This window comes from Nocardia sp. TBRC8007 (genome assembly GCF_056629435.1).
The window spans coordinates 509,435-525,394 of record NZ_JBWSOR010000001.1; the positions used below are offsets into that span (position 1 = coordinate 509,435).

Genomic DNA, 15,960 nt, shown 5'->3' on the forward strand with positions numbered 1-15,960 from the left:
TGCGTGTGCTGGGATGGCCTGTTCGGGCGATCCGCGCCTGGAGCAAGGTCCGGCTGAGGCGTGCGAACATTCCGACGCCCGCTACACTCATCCCGGGACCGTGTGAGTAATCAATATGCGGGATATCACGATTTCGAGAAGGTTCGGAGTAGGCGCCATCGATACCGGTCAGTTGATCGCGGAACACTACCGCCTGGTCGAGCGGATTGGTAGCGGCGGCACGGGTGTGGTCTGGCGTGCGGTCGACGAGCGCCTGCAGCGCTCTGTGGCCGTCAAGCAGATCCATATCCAGCCGAGCCTGCCCGAGTCCGAGCGCGCTATGGTGCGCCAACGTGCGATCCGGGAAGCGCGTAACGCCGCCCGTTTCCAGCATCCGAATGCGATCGTTGTGTTCGACATCACCGAGCATGAGGGTGACCCCTGCCTGGTGATGGAGTATTTGAAGTCCAAGAGCCTCGCCGCGGTGATCGCGGCACAGGGCACCTTGCCGCTGACCCGGGTCGCGCGGATCGGTGAGCAGGTCGCCTCGGCGCTGATCGCCGCGCACCAGGCCGGCATCGTCCATCGCGACGTGAAACCGGGCAATGTCCTACTCGATGATCACGGTACGGTAAAGATCACCGACTTCGGTATCTCCCGCGCGACCGGCGATGTCACGCTCACCGAGACCGGGCTGATCTGTGGTACGGCAGCTTATCTCGCGCCGGAGATCGCTCGCGGTGCCGATCCCTCGCCTGCGTCGGATGTGTTCGCTCTGGGCGCCATGCTGTTTCACGCGCTGGAAGGCGAGCCACCCTATGGCGGCGGGGCCAATCCGCTCGCGGTGCTCTACGCCGCTGCCAATGGTCAGCTGAGCGAGCCACGCAACGCTGGTCCTGCGACGGATTTCCTACTCGCCCTGCTCAGTCCAGATCCGGCGGAGCGGCCGAGCATGCGTATGGCGCATGATCAGCTCGCCGCGTTCGCCGACGCGGGTACCGCTCCTGTCGCCGCGGGCTTCGTCCCGGCCAGTGAGACCTTCGCCCGGCAGGACACGCGGGGAGCCGAATCGGCGACCCGCGCACTGCGCCCCCCTGTCGCGGCGCCCGCGCCCCACACACCGATCGAGCGGCAGCCGCACCCGGTGTCGGCCGCTTCTGCTGCCGCCGCGCATCCGCGCACCATGGCCCAACCACGCCCGGAACCAGCGCAGCAGTCGGGTAGTACGGGCGGCAGACGGCGCGCCGTGCTGATCGGCGTGGCGGGCAGCGGCATCGTAGCAGTGGTCGCCGGGGCCATCGCACTGAGTTCCGGAGGATCGTCGCCACCCAGTTCGCAGAGTAGCTCATCTTCTGTGACTACATCGGAGCCGAGCGGAAGTAGCACAACAGTCGCTGTTCCCGCGGTGGGGCAGACACCGAGTGTCGGCGCGGCGGATGTACGGCAATCCATTGACCGTGTGGTGGCCTTCTACAACAATCTCACTTACTTGCGGCTCGCCGCCGCATGGCAGCAGCTGACCCCGGCTGCCCAGCAGGTCTACGGCAGTCAACAGGCTTTCCAGGAGTACTGGACACAGAATCGGGTCACTGCCTTCAAGACCGTTGATGTGGCGGGCAATGGTGTCGGCGCCAATCCGGACGGTTCGGTGGACATCAGGGTCGCCAGTGTGACTTATGGTGGCCGGAGCAGGTCGGTGACACTTCGGCTGATCAACCCCGGTAGCGGTCCTCCGCTTATCGACAGCGATACCCGTTGACCGCGACATCCGCACCCGTGCAGTGCGCTGAGCAGCGTATCGACGGGGCGAACCGGAAAATCCCTTCGGCGGCGATCGGGCTGCGCGTACCGCGTCGATAGCAATCGGCGTCGGCCCATTAGTCTGGTAGCGCCAACTTTCCCATTGCGGAATCCGCTGGAGACAAGGACCGACACCACATGACAACCCGCATCGAGCTCGCCCGCGTCGATCTGCGCGGTCGTACTCCTTCTCGCACCGAGCTGTGTGCCGCGCTGCCGCGTGGGGGAGTCGACGTGGACTCGGCGTTGCATCACGTGCGGCCGGTAGTCGAGGCAATCCGCGATCACGGCGTGTCGGCGGTCCTGGAGTACAGCGAGCGGTTCGACGGGGTGATCCCGGCGGCGGTGCGGGTACCCGCCACCGAGCTGGAAGCCGCATTGGACACACTGGATCCGTCGGTGCGCGCGGCCCTGGAAGAGGCCATCGCCAGGGCCCGCACCGTGCATGCCGATCAGCGTCGCGTCGACAAGACCACCGAGGTGGTTTCCGGCGGTACCGTGACCGAGCGCTGGGTGCCGGTCGACCGGGTCGGTCTGTATGTGCCGGGCGGCAATGCCGTCTACCCGTCCAGTGTCGTGATGAATGTGGTACCCGCGCAGACCGCGGGAGTCGGCTCGTTGGTGGTGGCCTCGCCGCCGCAGGCGCGGTTCGGCGGGTTGCCGCACCCCACCATTCTCGCCGCCGCGCAGCTACTCGGCGTCGATGAAGTGTGGGCAGTCGGCGGCGCACAGGGCATCGCACTGCTGTCCTACGGTGGTGTGGACACCGATGGTGCGTCGCTGGAACCGGTCGATCTGATCACCGGGCCCGGCAACATCTATGTCACCGCGGCCAAACGATTGTGCCGCGGCCTGGTCGGCATCGATGCCGAGGCGGGCCCCACCGAGATCGCGATCCTCGCCGACGCGACCGCGGATCCTGCGCACGTCGCCGCCGACCTGATCAGCCAGGCCGAGCACGATGTGTTGGCCGCCAGCGTGCTGGTCACCGACAGCGAACAGCTGGCCGACGCGGTGGACGTAGCGCTGACCGCGCAACTGGACGTGGTCAAGCACGCCCACCGGGTGCGCGAAGCGCTGCGCGGCACGCAGTCCGGCACGGTCCTGGTCGACGATATCGACCAGGGCTTGCGCGTGGTGAACGCTTATGCCGCTGAGCATTTGGAGATCCAGACCGTCGACGCGTCCGCGATCGCGGCCAAGGTGCGCAGTGCGGGCGCGGTATTCGTCGGCGCGTACGCGCCGGTCAGCCTCGGCGATTATTGCGCGGGTTCCAATCACGTTCTGCCGACCGCGGGTTGTGCACGGCATTCTTCGGGTCTGAGTGTGCAAACCTTTCTGCGCGGAATCCACGTCGTGGAGTACACCGAGGCAGCACTGAAAGACGTCGCCGGTCACGTGGTAGCGCTGGCGAATGCCGAGGACCTGCCCGCGCACGGCCAGGCCGTGCAGGTGCGCTTCGAGGCGCTGTTGTGACGGCTGCAGTGCGAGTGCCCGGTGCGCGGGTGACTCTGGACGAGCTGCCGCTGCGGGCCGATCTGCGCGGCAAAAAGCCTTACGGTGCACCACAACTGACGGTGCCTGTCCAGTTGAATACGAATGAGAACCCGCATCCGCCGAGCCGGGCGTTGATCGACGATGTCGCCGAAACCGTGCGCGCGGTGGCCGCGGATCTGCACCGCTACCCGGACCGCGACGCGGTCGCGCTGCGTACCGATCTGGCGCGATACCTGTCCGTGCAGACCGGTATTGCAGTGGACACCGGCAATGTCTGGGCGGCTAACGGCTCCAATGAGATCCTGCAGCAGCTCTTGCAGGCGTTCGGTGGGCCCGGTCGCAGCGCACTCGGTTTCGTGCCCTCGTATTCGATGCACCCGATCATCGCTGAGGGCATCGACACCGAGTGGATCGAAGCCGAGCGCAGCGCCGACTTCTCCCTCGATATCGACTACGCTCTGGCCGCTATCGCCGAACGCGCTCCTGATGTGGTCTTCGTGACCAGCCCGAACAATCCCACCGGTCACAGCATTCCGCCACAGGACCTGGCGCGTATTCTCGCGGCAGCGCCCGGCATCGTGGTGGTCGACGAGGCTTACGGCGAGTTCTCCGCGCAGCCGAGCGCCATCGGACTGATCGACCGGTTCCCGACCAAGCTCGTGGTGACCAGAACCATGAGCAAGGCCTTCGCCTTCGCCGGTGGGCGTCTCGGCTATCTGGTCGCCGCGCCCGCGGTGATCGATGCGCTACTGCTGGTACGGCTGCCCTACCATTTGTCGGTGGTTACTCAGGCCGCGGCACGCGCGGCGCTGCGGCACGCCGAGGAAACCCTTGGTAGCGTCGCCGAATTGGCGGCGCAGCGCGATCGGGTAGCGGCGGCATTGCGGGAGATGGGTTTCGACGTGGTTCCCAGCGACGCCAACTTCTTGTTGTTCGGCCGCTTCACTGATGCCGCACGCACCTGGCAGCGCTATCTGGACCGTGGCGTGCTGATCCGCGATGTAGGTATCCCCGGCTACTTGCGTACCACCATCGGCCTCGTCGCGGAGAACGACGAACTGCTGAAGGTCAGTGCCGCGCTGGCGGGCACCGACCTCGTACCGCGATGAACCCGCGCCGAGAGACTCTCGGCGACAACTCGATTGGATGTGAGCATGAGTAGGGCCGCCAGGGTGGAGCGGGTCACCAAGGAATCCAGCATTGTCGTCGAATTGGACCTGGACGGCACCGGCAAGACCGAGATCGCCACCGGGGTTCCCTTCTACGACCACATGTTGACCGCGCTCGGCGCGCATGCCGGTTTCGACCTGACTATTCGCGCTGAGGGCGATATCGAGATCGAGGCGCACCATACGGTGGAGGATACCGCGATCGTGCTCGGCCAAGCGCTGGGTAAGGCGCTGGGCGGCAAAGCGGGCATCCGACGGTTCGGCGACGCCTACATACCGATGGACGAGACGCTGGCGCATGCCGCGATCGATCTGTCCGGTCGCCCCTATTGCGTGCACACCGGCGAACCGGAGCATTTGCTGCACGCGGTGATTCCCGGTTCGGGGCCTGGTGCGCCGTATTCCACCGTGCTGAATCGGCACGTATTCGAGTCGATCGCGTTGAATGCGCGGATTGCCCTGCATGTGCGGGTGCTTTACGGCCGTGATCAGCATCATATCACCGAAGCCGAATTCAAAGCGGTGGCGCGGGCTCTGCGCGCTGCGGTGGAACTCGACCCGCGGGTGAGCGGAGTTCCGTCGACGAAGGGAACCTTGTGAGCACGAAATCCGTCGCGCTGCTCGACTACGGCTCGGGCAACTTGCACTCGGCAGAGCGGGCGCTGACGAGAGCGGGTGCCCGGGTCGAGGTGACCGCCGACCCGCAAGCCGTGTTGGCTGCCGACGGTCTGGTCGTGCCAGGGGTCGGAGCTTTCGCCGCGTGCATGGCGGGATTGCGCGCGGTGCGGGGCGAGCGCTTGATCGGTCAGCGGCTGGCCGGCGGGCGCCAAGTGCTCGGCATTTGTGTCGGCATGCAGATTCTCTTCGAGCGTGGCGTCGAATTCGGTGTGGAAACTGATGGGTGCGCCGAATGGCCGGGTACCGTCGAACGCTTGTCCGCGCCGGTGCTACCGCACATGGGCTGGAACACCGTGTCCGCTCCGGCCGACAGCGTTCTGTTCGCCGGCCTCGACGCCGATACACGTTTCTATTTCGTGCATTCCTACGCCGCGCAGACGTGGGATCTGCCGCCCAGTGAACATTTCGCCTCGCCCAGGTTGACCTGGTCTGAGCACGGGGCATTGTTTTTGGCGGCGGTGGAGAACGGTGCGTTGTCGGCGACCCAGTTCCATCCGGAGAAGTCCGGCGACGCGGGCGCGCACCTGCTGCGCAACTGGGTGAACTCGCTGTAGAGCAGGTGGTCCCGCGCCCGTGGGGCACACGTGGGCCAATTCCTCGATTCAGCACAAGGAGATGCCACGCGCACTCCGTCTGAGCTGCGGGTGATCGAGATCGCCTCCGTTCCGGCCCGAGGCTGGGACACGGCTCGGTAGCCACTAGGCTGCTCTCGTGAGTCTTGTACTGCTGCCTGCCGTCGATGTCGCCAATGGGGAGGCCGTGCGCCTCGTGCAAGGGGAGGCTGGTAGCGAAACCAGCTACGGTTCACCGCGAGAGGCGGCGTCGGCTTGGCAGGAAGCCGGTGCGGAGTGGGTGCATTTGGTCGACTTGGACGCTGCTTTCGGGCGCGGCTCGAACCGGGAGCTGCTCGCCCAGGTAGTCGGCGAGCTCGATGTCAAGGTGGAGCTGTCCGGAGGCATCCGCGACGATGAGAGCTTGGCGGCGGCGTTGGCCACCGGCTGCGCCCGGGTGAACCTGGGCACCGCGGCATTGGAGGATCCGGCCTGGTGTGCTCGAGCCATCGCACGCCACGGTGAGCGCATCGCGGTGGGCTTGGACGTGCGCGTCATCGACGGCGAGCATCGCTTGCGCGGTCGTGGCTGGGTCAGTGACGGTGGCGATCTGTGGGAGGTACTCGAACGTTTGGAACGCGATGGTTGCTCACGCTATGTAGTGACCGACGTGACCAAGGACGGCACGCTCACCGGCCCCAACCTGGACCTGTTGCGCGAAGTTTGCGCGGCCACCGATGCGCCGGTCATCGCTTCCGGAGGCGTTTCCACTCTCGGGGACCTGATCGCGATCGCCGAGTTGGTGCCGGACGGTGTCGAGGGAGCGATTGTGGGCAAGGCGTTGTACGCGGGCCGCTTCACGTTGCCCGAGGCGCTGGCCGCGGTGAGATGACCAAGGAACTGTCGGCACTGCTCGCGGTGGCGAGCGAGGTTCTGGATTCGGCGCACGTGCGATTCGTCGAGGGGGTCGGCGCGCCGAGCGCGGTGGCCAAAGGTCGGGCCGATTTCGCCACCGAGCTCGATCTGGAATTGGAACGCACGATCTCCGCTGAACTGTGGCAGCGCACCGGAATCGAGGTGCATGGGGAGGAATTCGGTGGCCCGCGGCTCAATTCGGGCACCGCATGGGTACTCGATCCGATCGACGGCACGTTCAATTACTCGGCTGGGCACCCGCTGTCGGGAATGCTGCTCGCACTGGTATGTGACGGTGAGCCGGTGCTCGGCCTGACCTGGCTACCGTTGCTCGACCGCCGCTACACTGCGATAGCAGGCGGCCCGGTCCTGCTGAACGGTCGCGCGCTTCCGCCTTTGCCCCGCGGCACGTTATCCGAGTCGATGATCGGGTTCGGAGCGTTCAACGTGGACTCGCGTGGCCGCATACCAGGACAGTTCCGCTTCGATCTACTCGGCCCGTTGAGCAGATTGTCTTCGCGGGTACGGATGCACGGGTCCACGGGCATAGATCTGGCCTTCACAGCTTCCGGCGTGCTCGGTGGCGCGATCGTCTTCGGGCATCATCCCTGGGACAATGCGGCGGGCGTCGCGTTGGTGCGGGCGGCAGGCGGGGTGATCACCGACCTGGCCGGCCTGCCGTGGACCATTACGTCCGGATCGGTATTGGCTGCCGCGCCGGGTGTGCACGAAGAACTACGCGACATGATCTGCACGGTCGCCGATCTGGAGGCGGCGGAGAGAGGGTGAGGCAATGACGTTGGCAGTACGTGTGATTCCGTGCCTGGACGTCGATGCGGGCCGGGTGGTCAAGGGCGTCAACTTCGAGAATCTGCGGGACGCGGGCGACCCGGTCGAGCTGGCCGCCCTGTATGACGCGCAGGGTGCCGACGAGCTGACCTTCCTCGATGTGACCGCCTCCACCGGCGACCGCGGCACGATGATCGATGTGGTGACGCGCACCGCCGAGCAGATCTTCATCCCACTCACCGTTGGTGGCGGGGTACGTACTGTCGAGGATGTTGATCGGCTACTGCGCGCGGGGGCCGACAAGGTCTCGGTGAACACCGCGGCGATCGCCCGGCCCGAGGTGCTGCGTGAGATGTCCGAGAGATTCGGGTCGCAATGCATCGTGCTCTCGGTGGATGCGCGGACAGTGCCGGACGGCCAGCCGGACACCCCGTCCGGCTGGGAAGTGACTACTCACGGTGGTAAACGGGGAACTGGCATTGATGCCGTGGAATGGGCGGTGCGCGGCGCTGAACTCGGCGTCGGTGAAATCCTGCTCAACTCGATGGACGCTGATGGCACCAAGGCGGGCTTCGACCTGCCGATGATTCGTTCCGTCCGGGCCGTTGTCACGGTTCCGGTGATCGCCAGCGGAGGTGCCGGAGCGGTCGGGCACTTTGCCCCGGCTGTACACGCGGGTGCCGACGCGGTGTTGGCGGCCAGTGTGTTCCATTTCGGCGAACTGACCATCGGCCAGGTCAAGGAGGCGATGCGAGCGGAGAAAATCGTTGTCCGCTAGCGTCGGGTCCGCAGGGCGATACCCCACCCTGTTATAACGGTGCGTATGAGCCTCGATCCCGCTATCGCCGCCCGTCTCAAGCACAACGACGCCGGATTGGTGTCGGCTGTCGCGCAGGAAAAGACCACCGGTGCCGTGCTGATGGTCGCGTGGATGGACGATGAGGCGCTGGCTCGGACGTTGGAAACCCGCAAGGCGACGTATTATTCGCGTTCCCGGCAGCAGTACTGGGTTAAGGGGGAGACCTCCGGCCACACTCAGTACGTTCATGAAGTGCGGCTCGATTGCGACGGCGATACTATTCTGCTCGTCGTCGACCAGGAAGGCGCGGCTTGCCACACCGGCACGTACACCTGCTTCGATTCGGATGTGCTGCTGGCCGCTCCGGCCTGAGTGCGCCGGTCAGGTGTCGGAGGGGCGCTGGTGGTCTCTGGCTGCCGCGCTGAGCCCGCCGACTTGGTCGAGTGCGTCGGTGAGGTGGGTGGCCAGCAGTTCGCTCAGCTCGGCGAGCTGAGCCTTCTGTCCGGTATCCAATCCATCGAAGATCAGGTGCCGTACCGCAGCCAGATAGCGCGGCGTGGCCTCGGTGATCCTCAGGTAGCCGTCTTCGGTGAGCACGGCATGGACGCCGCGCCGGCCTGCGGTCGTCGATCGCTGAGCCCAGCCCACGCGCTCCAGCTTGGACATCACATGAGAAAGTCGCGATAGCGATGCACTTGCCTTTTGGGCGAGCTCGTTCATTTGCAGCCGGTGACCAGGTTCTTCCGACAACAGCGTCAGCACCCAGTACTCGAAATGTGTCATTTCGGATTCGCGCTGCAGTTCGGTATCCAAAGCGCCAGGCAGGCGAGTCAGCAGCGCCACTATCGCGCGCCATGCTCGCTGTTCGACAGGATCGAGCCACTTCGTCACCATGCGCCTTCTTTCAAGCCACGTGACGTATTTCCGGTACGGGTGCCCGTGTCAATGAGTTTGCCACGACTTCACTCGTCCGTCATAGAGATGGCCAATGACGTGATTTCGCTCACATATTTCAAGGGTGTTTGGTGTTATGTGCAGGTTCCTGCGCTCGCGTAGTACGTGGATGCGCGCGGCGCCACTTGCGCAGTAGCAACAGGCCGACTGCGGCGAGAAACAGCAGCAGCGCCAGGATCGCGCCGGCCAGAGTGGCGCCGCGGAATGCGGGCGCGTCGACATCCAGGATCCGTTCGCCCGCGTGAGCGGCACCGCTGGTGCCGAGCATGATGGTCAGAGTCATCAGATTGGGGATCGTGAAAAGGATCGCGATGACTACAGCGGCCCCCGCCAGAAACCGGCCTGCGGTGCGGCGCCAGATCAGTATGGCGAACAACAGGAGTGAAAGGGCTGCAGCGGTGCACAATCCGCCATAGCACAGTCCCCAGGCGATGCCCTTGGTGAAGCTTCCGCTCACCATTGCTCCGATCCGCTGCGCCCACCAGCGTGGGATGAACGCGGACAGGACGAAGTAACTGATGACAAGGACAGTGAGGACCGCGGCAGCGCCGATGATCCGGGCGCGCCAGACAGTAGCTTTGTTGGAGCGCGCGTCCGGCGGAACCCCGGTCGAAGTCATCAATCCAGCCTAAGCCGCAGTCCGGGCGTGTACCCGCCGTGTCGGTCCGGCGCGTCGCTGGTTCATTCGGCGCGTGGACGCTGCTGGTTCATTCGGCGCGCAGATACTTCAGTGCCTCGTCGGCATGAATCGTGGCGCGCAGCTCGCCGGTGATGACTTTGCGGATGGTGCGGTCGGTGTCGATGACGAAGGTCTTGCGTTTCACCGGCGCCAGTGCGCCCAGTAGGCCGCGTTTCACGCCGAACTGGGCAGCGACGGCTCCGTCGGTATCGCAGAGCAACGGATAACCGAGGCGTTGGTTTTCCGCGAACCCGGCCTGGGTTCGCACGTCATCGGCGCTGATACCGGCACAGGTAGCGCCGACAGTGGCGAACTCGGTGGCCAAGTCGCGGAAGTGACAGGCTTCGGCCGTGCATATCGGGGTGTTGGCCGCAGGATAGAAGAAGAGGACCAAGGGGCCTTCGGTCAGCAAGGCACTCAGCGAGCGAAGGGTACCGGACTGATCGGGAAGCTCGAATTGCGGAGCGAGCTGTCCTGGTTGCATACCTGAGTAACTTACCGGGCGTACGGCTGCGGCAGGTATCCGGTCCGGCTCCATACGCTCGCGGCCCTCGGCGGCAGGTTTCTCGCCCGCGCGGCGCGGTCAGTGGCACCACTCACCGGTCTGCCGACCCGACCTGGGATGATGTGTTCATGGCAGGCGCGTCCACTCCCACCACAACCCGCGAACAGTTCCATCAGCTCGCTGCGGAGCATCGGGTGGTCCCGGTAATCCGGAAGGTACTGGCGGACTCCGAAACTCCGCTGTCGGCCTATCGTAAGCTAGCGGGTGATCGGGCAGGCACCTTCCTGTTCGAATCCGCGGAGAACGGGCGCTCGTGGTCACGGTGGTCGTTCATCGGCACGGGCAGCCCCTCGGCGCTGACCGTCATCGACGGCGAGGCGGCATGGTTGGGCCATATCCCGGCCGACGCGCCCTCTGGCGGTGATCCACTGCGCGCACTGCACGAGACCTTGGAGCTGCTGCGTACCGAACGTCTGCCTGGGTTGCCTCCACTGACCGGAGGCATGGTCGGATACCTCGGCTATGACGCGGTGCGCAGGATGGAGCGACTGCCGAACCTGACACTGGACGATCTGGAATTGCCGGAGATGGTGCTGTTGCTGGCCACCGATCTGGCTGCGTTCGACCATCACGAGGGCGCGATCACGCTGATCGCGAACGCGGTCAATTGGAACGGCACCACCGAGCGGGTCGACGAAGCCTACGATGACGCGGTAGCCCGGCTGGACCGGATGACTGCCGCGCTCGGCGCGTCCGCCGATTCCACCGTGTCGGTGTTCGACCGACCCGAGCCGCACTATCGGCGTAGAAGCACCGCTGAAGAATTCAGTGCCGGAGTCCGTCGTCTGGTCAAGGAGATCGAGGCAGGTGAGGCATTCCAGGTAGTGCTGTCGCAGCGGTTCGAGATGGACTATGCGGGCGCGCCGCTGGAGGTGTACCGGATGCTGCGCGCATCGAACCCGAGTCCGTATATGTATCTGTTGCACATCCCGGACCAGGATGGCGGGACCGCGTTCTCCATTGTCGGTTCCAGTCCGGAAGCACTGGTTACTGTGCAAGACGGTGTGGCGACGACTCACCCGATCGCGGGCACCCGTTGGCGCGGTAGCACCGAGGAAGAGGATCTGCTATTGGAGAAGGGTCTGCTCGCCGACGAGAAGGAGAACGCAGAGCATCTCATGCTCGTCGACCTCGGCCGCAACGATTTGGGCCGAGTGTGCGAGCCGGGTACGGTGCGGGTCACCGACTATCGGCACATCGAGCGCTACAGCCATGTCATGCACCTGGTATCGACGGTGTCGGGGCGATTGGCGCCCGGCCGGATCGCGCTGGACGCGGTGCGAGCCTGCTTCCCGGCGGGCACTTTGTCCGGCGCCCCCAAGGTGCGGGCGATGGAGCTGATCGAAGAACTGGAGCCGACCCGGCGCGGCATCTACGGAGGCGTGGTCGGCTATTTGGACTTCGCCGGTGACGCCGATACCGCGATCGCTATCCGTACCGCGTTGTTGAAGGAAGACACGGCCTACGTGCAGGCAGGCGCTGGTGTCGTCGCGGACTCCGAGCCGGGGTACGAGGAGCTGGAATCGCGCAACAAGGCGATGGCGGTATTGAAAGCGGTAGCGGCTGCCGGGACGGTCCGGGCTTACGGTACGCAACCAGGTGTGCCGGATGGCAGAACGCTATGACAGTGCCCGGTCCGGAAGGAGAGCCGGGGCGGTCCAGCGAACCCGTCCCGGCCGCCGACGAGTTACCGGTTCCCAAGGTTGTGGGCGAGCCCGGCGGCGAATCCCGCCGCGCGTATCCGGTGGGGCCCATTACCTTGCTCGCCATCGCCGCCGCCGCGCTCTGGGCATCATCCCGGATGACCTGGGTGACAGTCGACTCCTCCGATGGTCTCACTCAGCCGCGCTCCGACCGGTTGGTCGGCGGGGTCTGGTTCGGTGCGTTGACGCCGCTAGCGCTGGTGTTGCTCGCCTCGATCACTGCTGTACTGGCCACCAGGGGCTGGCCACGCCGTGTGGTCGGAGTGTTGATCGCCCTGGTCGCCGCGGTTGCCGCTGTGCCGGCGTTCGCGTTGTTGACCAATTCCGGCGCAATCGCCGAACGGGCCGCGCGGATCGCCGAACTCCCGGCTCGTGCGCAGGTGGCTGCGGTGACTACGGCGACGTTCCCCGCCACTGTCGCATTAGTGGGCGCGATCGCGGCATTGGGGGCTGGCGTCTTGCTGGCGCGGATGTCTTCGGAAACAGCGCGGCTGTCCGGCAAGTACGACAACCCGGTCTTCCGGCGTGCGGCGGCCACGGCGCAGGTCACCCAGCGACACGCGCAGTCCGACCGAAGCGGAGCAGTTCCCCAGCTGTCCGAACGGGTGCTGTGGGATGCGTTGGACGCGGGCACCGATCCGACCGAAAAGCCCGTGCGCGGGCCGGTGCAGCCAGATGGTCCGGATGATCCAGCCGCGGGTGAGGTGGGTCGACGTGAACGCTGAACAGTTCTCACGTGACGATTGTGGTGGTTCCCACCTTGCGCTGAGCCCGTCCACATGGTCCAACTCGAGACCCGGCGCGAACGCGCCCGGTAGGTCCATTTATTCTTTGTCAGCATCGGTGAGACAGCACCTGGGGGGATTCTCAGGTAGCAAGTCCGTCTCCCCAGAAAGGATTCGAGCCAGATGACGGTACTCGACTCGATTCTCGACGGGGTCCGCGCGGATGTGGCCGCTCGGGAAACCCTTCTCGACTTTCAGGCGGTCAAAGCCGCGGCCGCGGCCACGGCCACGGCACTGGACGCCCGCGCCGCGCTGCTCGAGGAAGGCATCGGCGTTATCGCCGAGGTCAAGCGAGCCAGCCCTTCCAAGGGGGAGCTGGCGACGATCCCGGACCCGGCGAGCTTGGCCAAGGCTTATGAAGACGGTGGTGCGCGGATTATCAGCGTGCTCACCGAAGGTCGTCGGTTCCACGGATCATTGGACGACTTGGACGCCGTTCGCGCCACAGTGAACATTCCGATCCTGCGTAAAGACTTCGTCATCGGTCCGTATCAGATCCACGAAGCCCGCGCCCATGGCGCGGACGTCATTCTCTTGATCGTCGCCGCGCTGGAACAGGATGTGTTGACCTCGCTGATCGATCGCACCGAATCGCTCGGGATGACTGCGCTGGTGGAGGTGCACACCGAGGAGGAGGCCGATCGCGCGTTGGAGGCGGGCGCCTCGGTGATCGGGGTGAATGCCCGTGATCTCAAGACGCTCGAGGTCGACCGCGATGTGTTCGCCCGGATCGCGCCTGGATTGCCCACCGAGGTCATCCGGATCGCCGAGTCGGGCATCCGCGGTACCGCGGACCTGTTGGCCTACGCGGGCGCGGGCGCGGACGCTGTCCTCGTCGGCGAGGGGTTGGTGACAAGTGGTGACCCGCGTGCGGCAGTATCGGAGCTGGTGACAGCGGGTACGCATCCGTCTTGTCCGAAGCCGGCCCGGCGGGGCAGGTGATGGGCGTGTCGGTGGCAGCGCAGGCCAGCGATGGCGTGGCTCAACGTAGTGCGCACGAGCCGGACGCGGGCGGGCATTTCGGTGTCTACGGCGGCAGGCATGTTCCCGAGGCGCTGATGGCCGTGATCGAGGAGGTCACCGCCGAGTACGCGAAATCCCGGATCGACGGGTCCTTCCTCAACGAACTCGATCGGCTGCAACGCGACTACACCGGCCGTCCTTCTCCGATATTCGAGTGCACGCGCTTGGCTGAGCACGCGGGTGGCGCTCGCATCCTGCTCAAACGAGAAGACCTGAATCACACCGGCTCACACAAGATCAACAATGTGCTCGGCCAGGCGTTGCTCGCCAAACGGATGGGAAAGACCAGGGTGATCGCCGAGACCGGCGCGGGCCAGCACGGTGTGGCCACGGCGACAGCTTGCGCGCTGCTCGGTCTGGACTGTGTCATCTACATGGGCGCTGTCGACACCGCGCGTCAGGCGCTGAATGTGGCGCGGATGCGGTTGCTCGGCGCCGAGGTGAACGCGGTGACCTCTGGTTCGCAGACGTTGAAAGACGCCATCAACGAGGCGCTGCGTGATTGGGTGAGTAATGCCGAAGACACCTATTACTGCTTCGGTACTGCTGCGGGACCGCACCCCTTCCCGTTGCTGGTGCGTGATTTCCAGCGCATCATCGGTATGGAGGCACGCGACCAGGTGCAGGCCGCGACCGGTCGGCTGCCCGATGCGGTTGTCGCCTGCGTCGGCGGAGGTTCTAATGCCATCGGTATCTTCCACGCGTTTCTCGATGACGCCGATGTCCGGCTGATCGGTTACGAGGCGGCAGGCGATGGCGTAGAAACCGGTCGCCACGCGGCTACGTTCACCGGAGGGACACCCGGTGCTTTCCAAGGCGCGTATTCCTATTTGCTGCAGGACGAAGACGGACAAACCGTCGAGTCGCACTCGATCTCGGCGGGACTGGACTATCCGGGTGTCGGCCCCGAGCATGCTTATCTCAAGGATATCGGCCGCGCCGAGTACCGGCCGATCACCGATACCGAGGCGATGGATGCGTTGCTGCTGCTCAGTCGCAGCGAGGGCATCATCCCGGCGATCGAGTCGGCGCACGCGGTGGCGGGCGCGCTGCGACTGGGTGCGGAGCTCGGTCCCGGTGCGATCATCCTGGTGAACCTGTCGGGCCGGGGGGACAAGGACATGGATACGGCAGCGCGGTGGTTCGAGCTGTTCGACACCGAACCGAGGGAGGCGACCCAGTGAACGAGCTCATCGTGCCCATGGTCGCGCCCCATCCGAGCGGAGAGGTGTCATGAGTCAGCAGTCCCGTCTGGCGAACACGTTTGCCGCCTGTCGCGCTGAAGGGCGCGCCGCGCTGATCGGCTATCTGCCCGCAGGTTTTCCCGATCTCGCCGGTTCGATCGAGGTCGTGCGCGCGATGGTCGAATCCGGGTGCGACATCATCGAAGTCGGTGTCGCCTACTCCGACCCCGTGATGGACGGACCGACCATTCAGGCTGCTGCCGAGCAGGCGCTGCGTGGCGGCGTTCGGGTACGTGACGTGTTCTCCGTGGTCGAGGCGATCACTGGCGTCGGCGGTCAGGCGGTAGTGATGAGTTACTGGAATCCGGTGCTCAAATACGGTGTCGATCGCTTCGCGCGCGATCTGGCCGCTGCGGGCGGGGCGGGTGTCATCACCCCCAATCTGATCCCGGAGGAGGCCGACGACTGGTTCATCGCTTCGTCCACACACAACCTGGACCGTATCTTCCTGGTCGCGCCATCGTCCACGGAGGAGCGGCTGGTGAAGACACTAGAGGCCAGCAGCGGTTTCATTTACGCAGCCTCGACCATGGGCGTTACCGGCGCGCGCGACGTGGTGTCCGCGGCCGCGCCCGCGCTGTGCGCGCGCATCCGGGCCCACTCCGATATGCCGATCGGCGTCGGGCTCGGCGTGCGTTCGGGACAGCAGGCCGCCGAGATCGCCTCGTACGCGGACGGAGTTATCGTCGGCTCGGCACTCGTGAGTGCCGCAGGGCAGGGACTGGCCTCGGTCCATGCGCTCGCTACCGAACTCGCCGAAGGGGTGCGCTCGGCAACTGTCGTCTCGTAGGCGGGTCCGCGTCACGGCAAGCCGCACGACCTGCGATGTG

17 protein-coding genes are annotated in these 15,960 nt (G+C 65.5%); 14 read left to right on the forward strand and 3 right to left on the reverse strand.

Translation table 11 applies throughout. The features are described from left to right. The first annotated feature begins 115 nt into the window (after positions 1-115). The 9 genes from ACX4ZE_RS02225 to hisI all read left to right on the forward strand — a co-directional run bounded on the left by ACX4ZE_RS02225 (position 116) and on the right by hisI (position 8,549). On the forward strand, positions 116-1,738 hold the full coding sequence (locus tag ACX4ZE_RS02225; protein ID WP_480271539.1) for a serine/threonine-protein kinase: 1,623 nt from the start codon (positions 116-118) through the stop codon (positions 1,736-1,738). Between the two features lie 179 nt (positions 1,739-1,917). Continuing rightward, on the forward strand, positions 1,918-3,255 hold the full coding sequence (hisD, locus tag ACX4ZE_RS02230; RefSeq protein ID WP_480271540.1) for a histidinol dehydrogenase: 1,338 nt from the start codon (positions 1,918-1,920) through the stop codon (positions 3,253-3,255). Beyond that, the gene (locus ACX4ZE_RS02235) at positions 3,252-4,385 is read left to right on the forward strand and encodes a histidinol-phosphate transaminase (protein WP_480271541.1); all 1,134 of its coding nucleotides are present in this window, start codon (positions 3,252-3,254) and stop codon (positions 4,383-4,385) included. Before hisD ends, ACX4ZE_RS02235 begins: the two co-directional genes overlap by 4 nt. 45 nt (positions 4,386-4,430) lie before the next feature. After that, on the forward strand, positions 4,431-5,045 hold the full coding sequence (gene hisB, locus ACX4ZE_RS02240; RefSeq protein ID WP_480271542.1) for an imidazoleglycerol-phosphate dehydratase HisB: 615 nt from the start codon (positions 4,431-4,433) through the stop codon (positions 5,043-5,045). After that, positions 5,042-5,677 carry an imidazole glycerol phosphate synthase subunit HisH gene (hisH, locus tag ACX4ZE_RS02245; protein WP_480271543.1) on the forward strand — a complete coding sequence of 212 codons (636 nt, stop codon included), beginning with the start codon at positions 5,042-5,044 and terminating at the stop codon, positions 5,675-5,677. The genes hisB and hisH overlap by 4 nt, the downstream gene beginning before the upstream one ends. Positions 5,678-5,834: 157 nt before the next feature. Beyond that, positions 5,835-6,566: a bifunctional 1-(5-phosphoribosyl)-5-((5-phosphoribosylamino)methylideneamino)imidazole-4-carboxamide isomerase/phosphoribosylanthranilate isomerase PriA gene (gene priA / locus ACX4ZE_RS02250; protein ID WP_480271544.1), complete on the forward strand. Its 732-nt coding sequence runs from the start codon at positions 5,835-5,837 to the stop codon at positions 6,564-6,566. Further along, positions 6,563-7,378: an inositol monophosphatase family protein gene (locus ACX4ZE_RS02255; RefSeq protein ID WP_480271545.1), complete on the forward strand. Its 816-nt coding sequence runs from the start codon at positions 6,563-6,565 to the stop codon at positions 7,376-7,378. Before priA ends, ACX4ZE_RS02255 begins: the two co-directional genes overlap by 4 nt. Positions 7,379-7,382: 4 nt before the next feature. Further along, positions 7,383-8,156, forward strand: a complete 774-nt coding sequence (hisF, locus tag ACX4ZE_RS02260) for an imidazole glycerol phosphate synthase subunit HisF (protein ID WP_480271546.1) — start codon at positions 7,383-7,385, stop codon at positions 8,154-8,156. A gap of 45 nt (positions 8,157-8,201) precedes the next feature. Then, a complete protein-coding gene (hisI, locus tag ACX4ZE_RS02265) occupies positions 8,202-8,549 on the forward strand; it encodes a phosphoribosyl-AMP cyclohydrolase (protein WP_480271547.1) in 348 nt (115 codons plus the stop codon). Between the two features lie 9 nt (positions 8,550-8,558). On the opposite strand, the gene ACX4ZE_RS02270 is transcribed toward hisI, so the two are convergent. The 3 genes from ACX4ZE_RS02270 to ACX4ZE_RS02280 all read right to left on the reverse strand — a co-directional run bounded on the left by ACX4ZE_RS02270 (position 8,559) and on the right by ACX4ZE_RS02280 (position 10,294). Then, entirely contained in the window at positions 8,559-9,071 is a 513-nt protein-coding gene (locus ACX4ZE_RS02270; protein ID WP_480271548.1) for a MarR family winged helix-turn-helix transcriptional regulator, read from the reverse strand. A 118-nt stretch (positions 9,072-9,189) separates the two neighbouring features. Beyond that, complete coding sequence (locus ACX4ZE_RS02275; RefSeq protein ID WP_480271549.1) at positions 9,190-9,750, reverse strand: permease; 561 nt, start codon at positions 9,748-9,750, stop codon at positions 9,190-9,192. Positions 9,751-9,838: 88 nt separating this feature from the next. Continuing rightward, on the reverse strand, positions 9,839-10,294 hold the full coding sequence (locus tag ACX4ZE_RS02280; RefSeq protein WP_480271550.1) for a peroxiredoxin: 456 nt from the start codon (positions 10,292-10,294) through the stop codon (positions 9,839-9,841). Positions 10,295-10,443: 149 nt separating this feature from the next. Between ACX4ZE_RS02280 and ACX4ZE_RS02285 the strand changes: the two genes are divergently transcribed. The 5 genes from ACX4ZE_RS02285 to trpA all read left to right on the forward strand — a co-directional run bounded on the left by ACX4ZE_RS02285 (position 10,444) and on the right by trpA (position 15,920). Next, a complete protein-coding gene (locus ACX4ZE_RS02285; protein WP_480271551.1) occupies positions 10,444-12,000 on the forward strand; it encodes an anthranilate synthase component I in 1,557 nt (518 codons plus the stop codon). Beyond that, positions 11,997-12,803, forward strand: coding sequence for a TIGR02234 family membrane protein (locus ACX4ZE_RS02290; RefSeq protein ID WP_480271552.1), 807 nt, complete (start codon positions 11,997-11,999; stop codon positions 12,801-12,803). The genes ACX4ZE_RS02285 and ACX4ZE_RS02290 overlap by 4 nt, the downstream gene beginning before the upstream one ends. Before the next feature lie 183 nt (positions 12,804-12,986). Next, positions 12,987-13,805 (forward strand): indole-3-glycerol phosphate synthase TrpC, encoded by an 819-nt coding sequence (trpC, locus tag ACX4ZE_RS02295; protein ID WP_480271553.1) that lies wholly within the window; start codon positions 12,987-12,989, stop codon positions 13,803-13,805. Beyond that, complete coding sequence (trpB, locus tag ACX4ZE_RS02300) at positions 13,805-15,070, forward strand: tryptophan synthase subunit beta (RefSeq protein ID WP_480271658.1); 1,266 nt, start codon at positions 13,805-13,807, stop codon at positions 15,068-15,070. The genes trpC and trpB overlap by 1 nt, the downstream gene beginning before the upstream one ends. A 49-nt stretch (positions 15,071-15,119) precedes the next feature. Next, entirely contained in the window at positions 15,120-15,920 is an 801-nt protein-coding gene (trpA, locus tag ACX4ZE_RS02305) for a tryptophan synthase subunit alpha (RefSeq protein WP_480271554.1), read from the forward strand. The last annotated feature ends 40 nt before the right edge of the window (positions 15,921-15,960 follow it).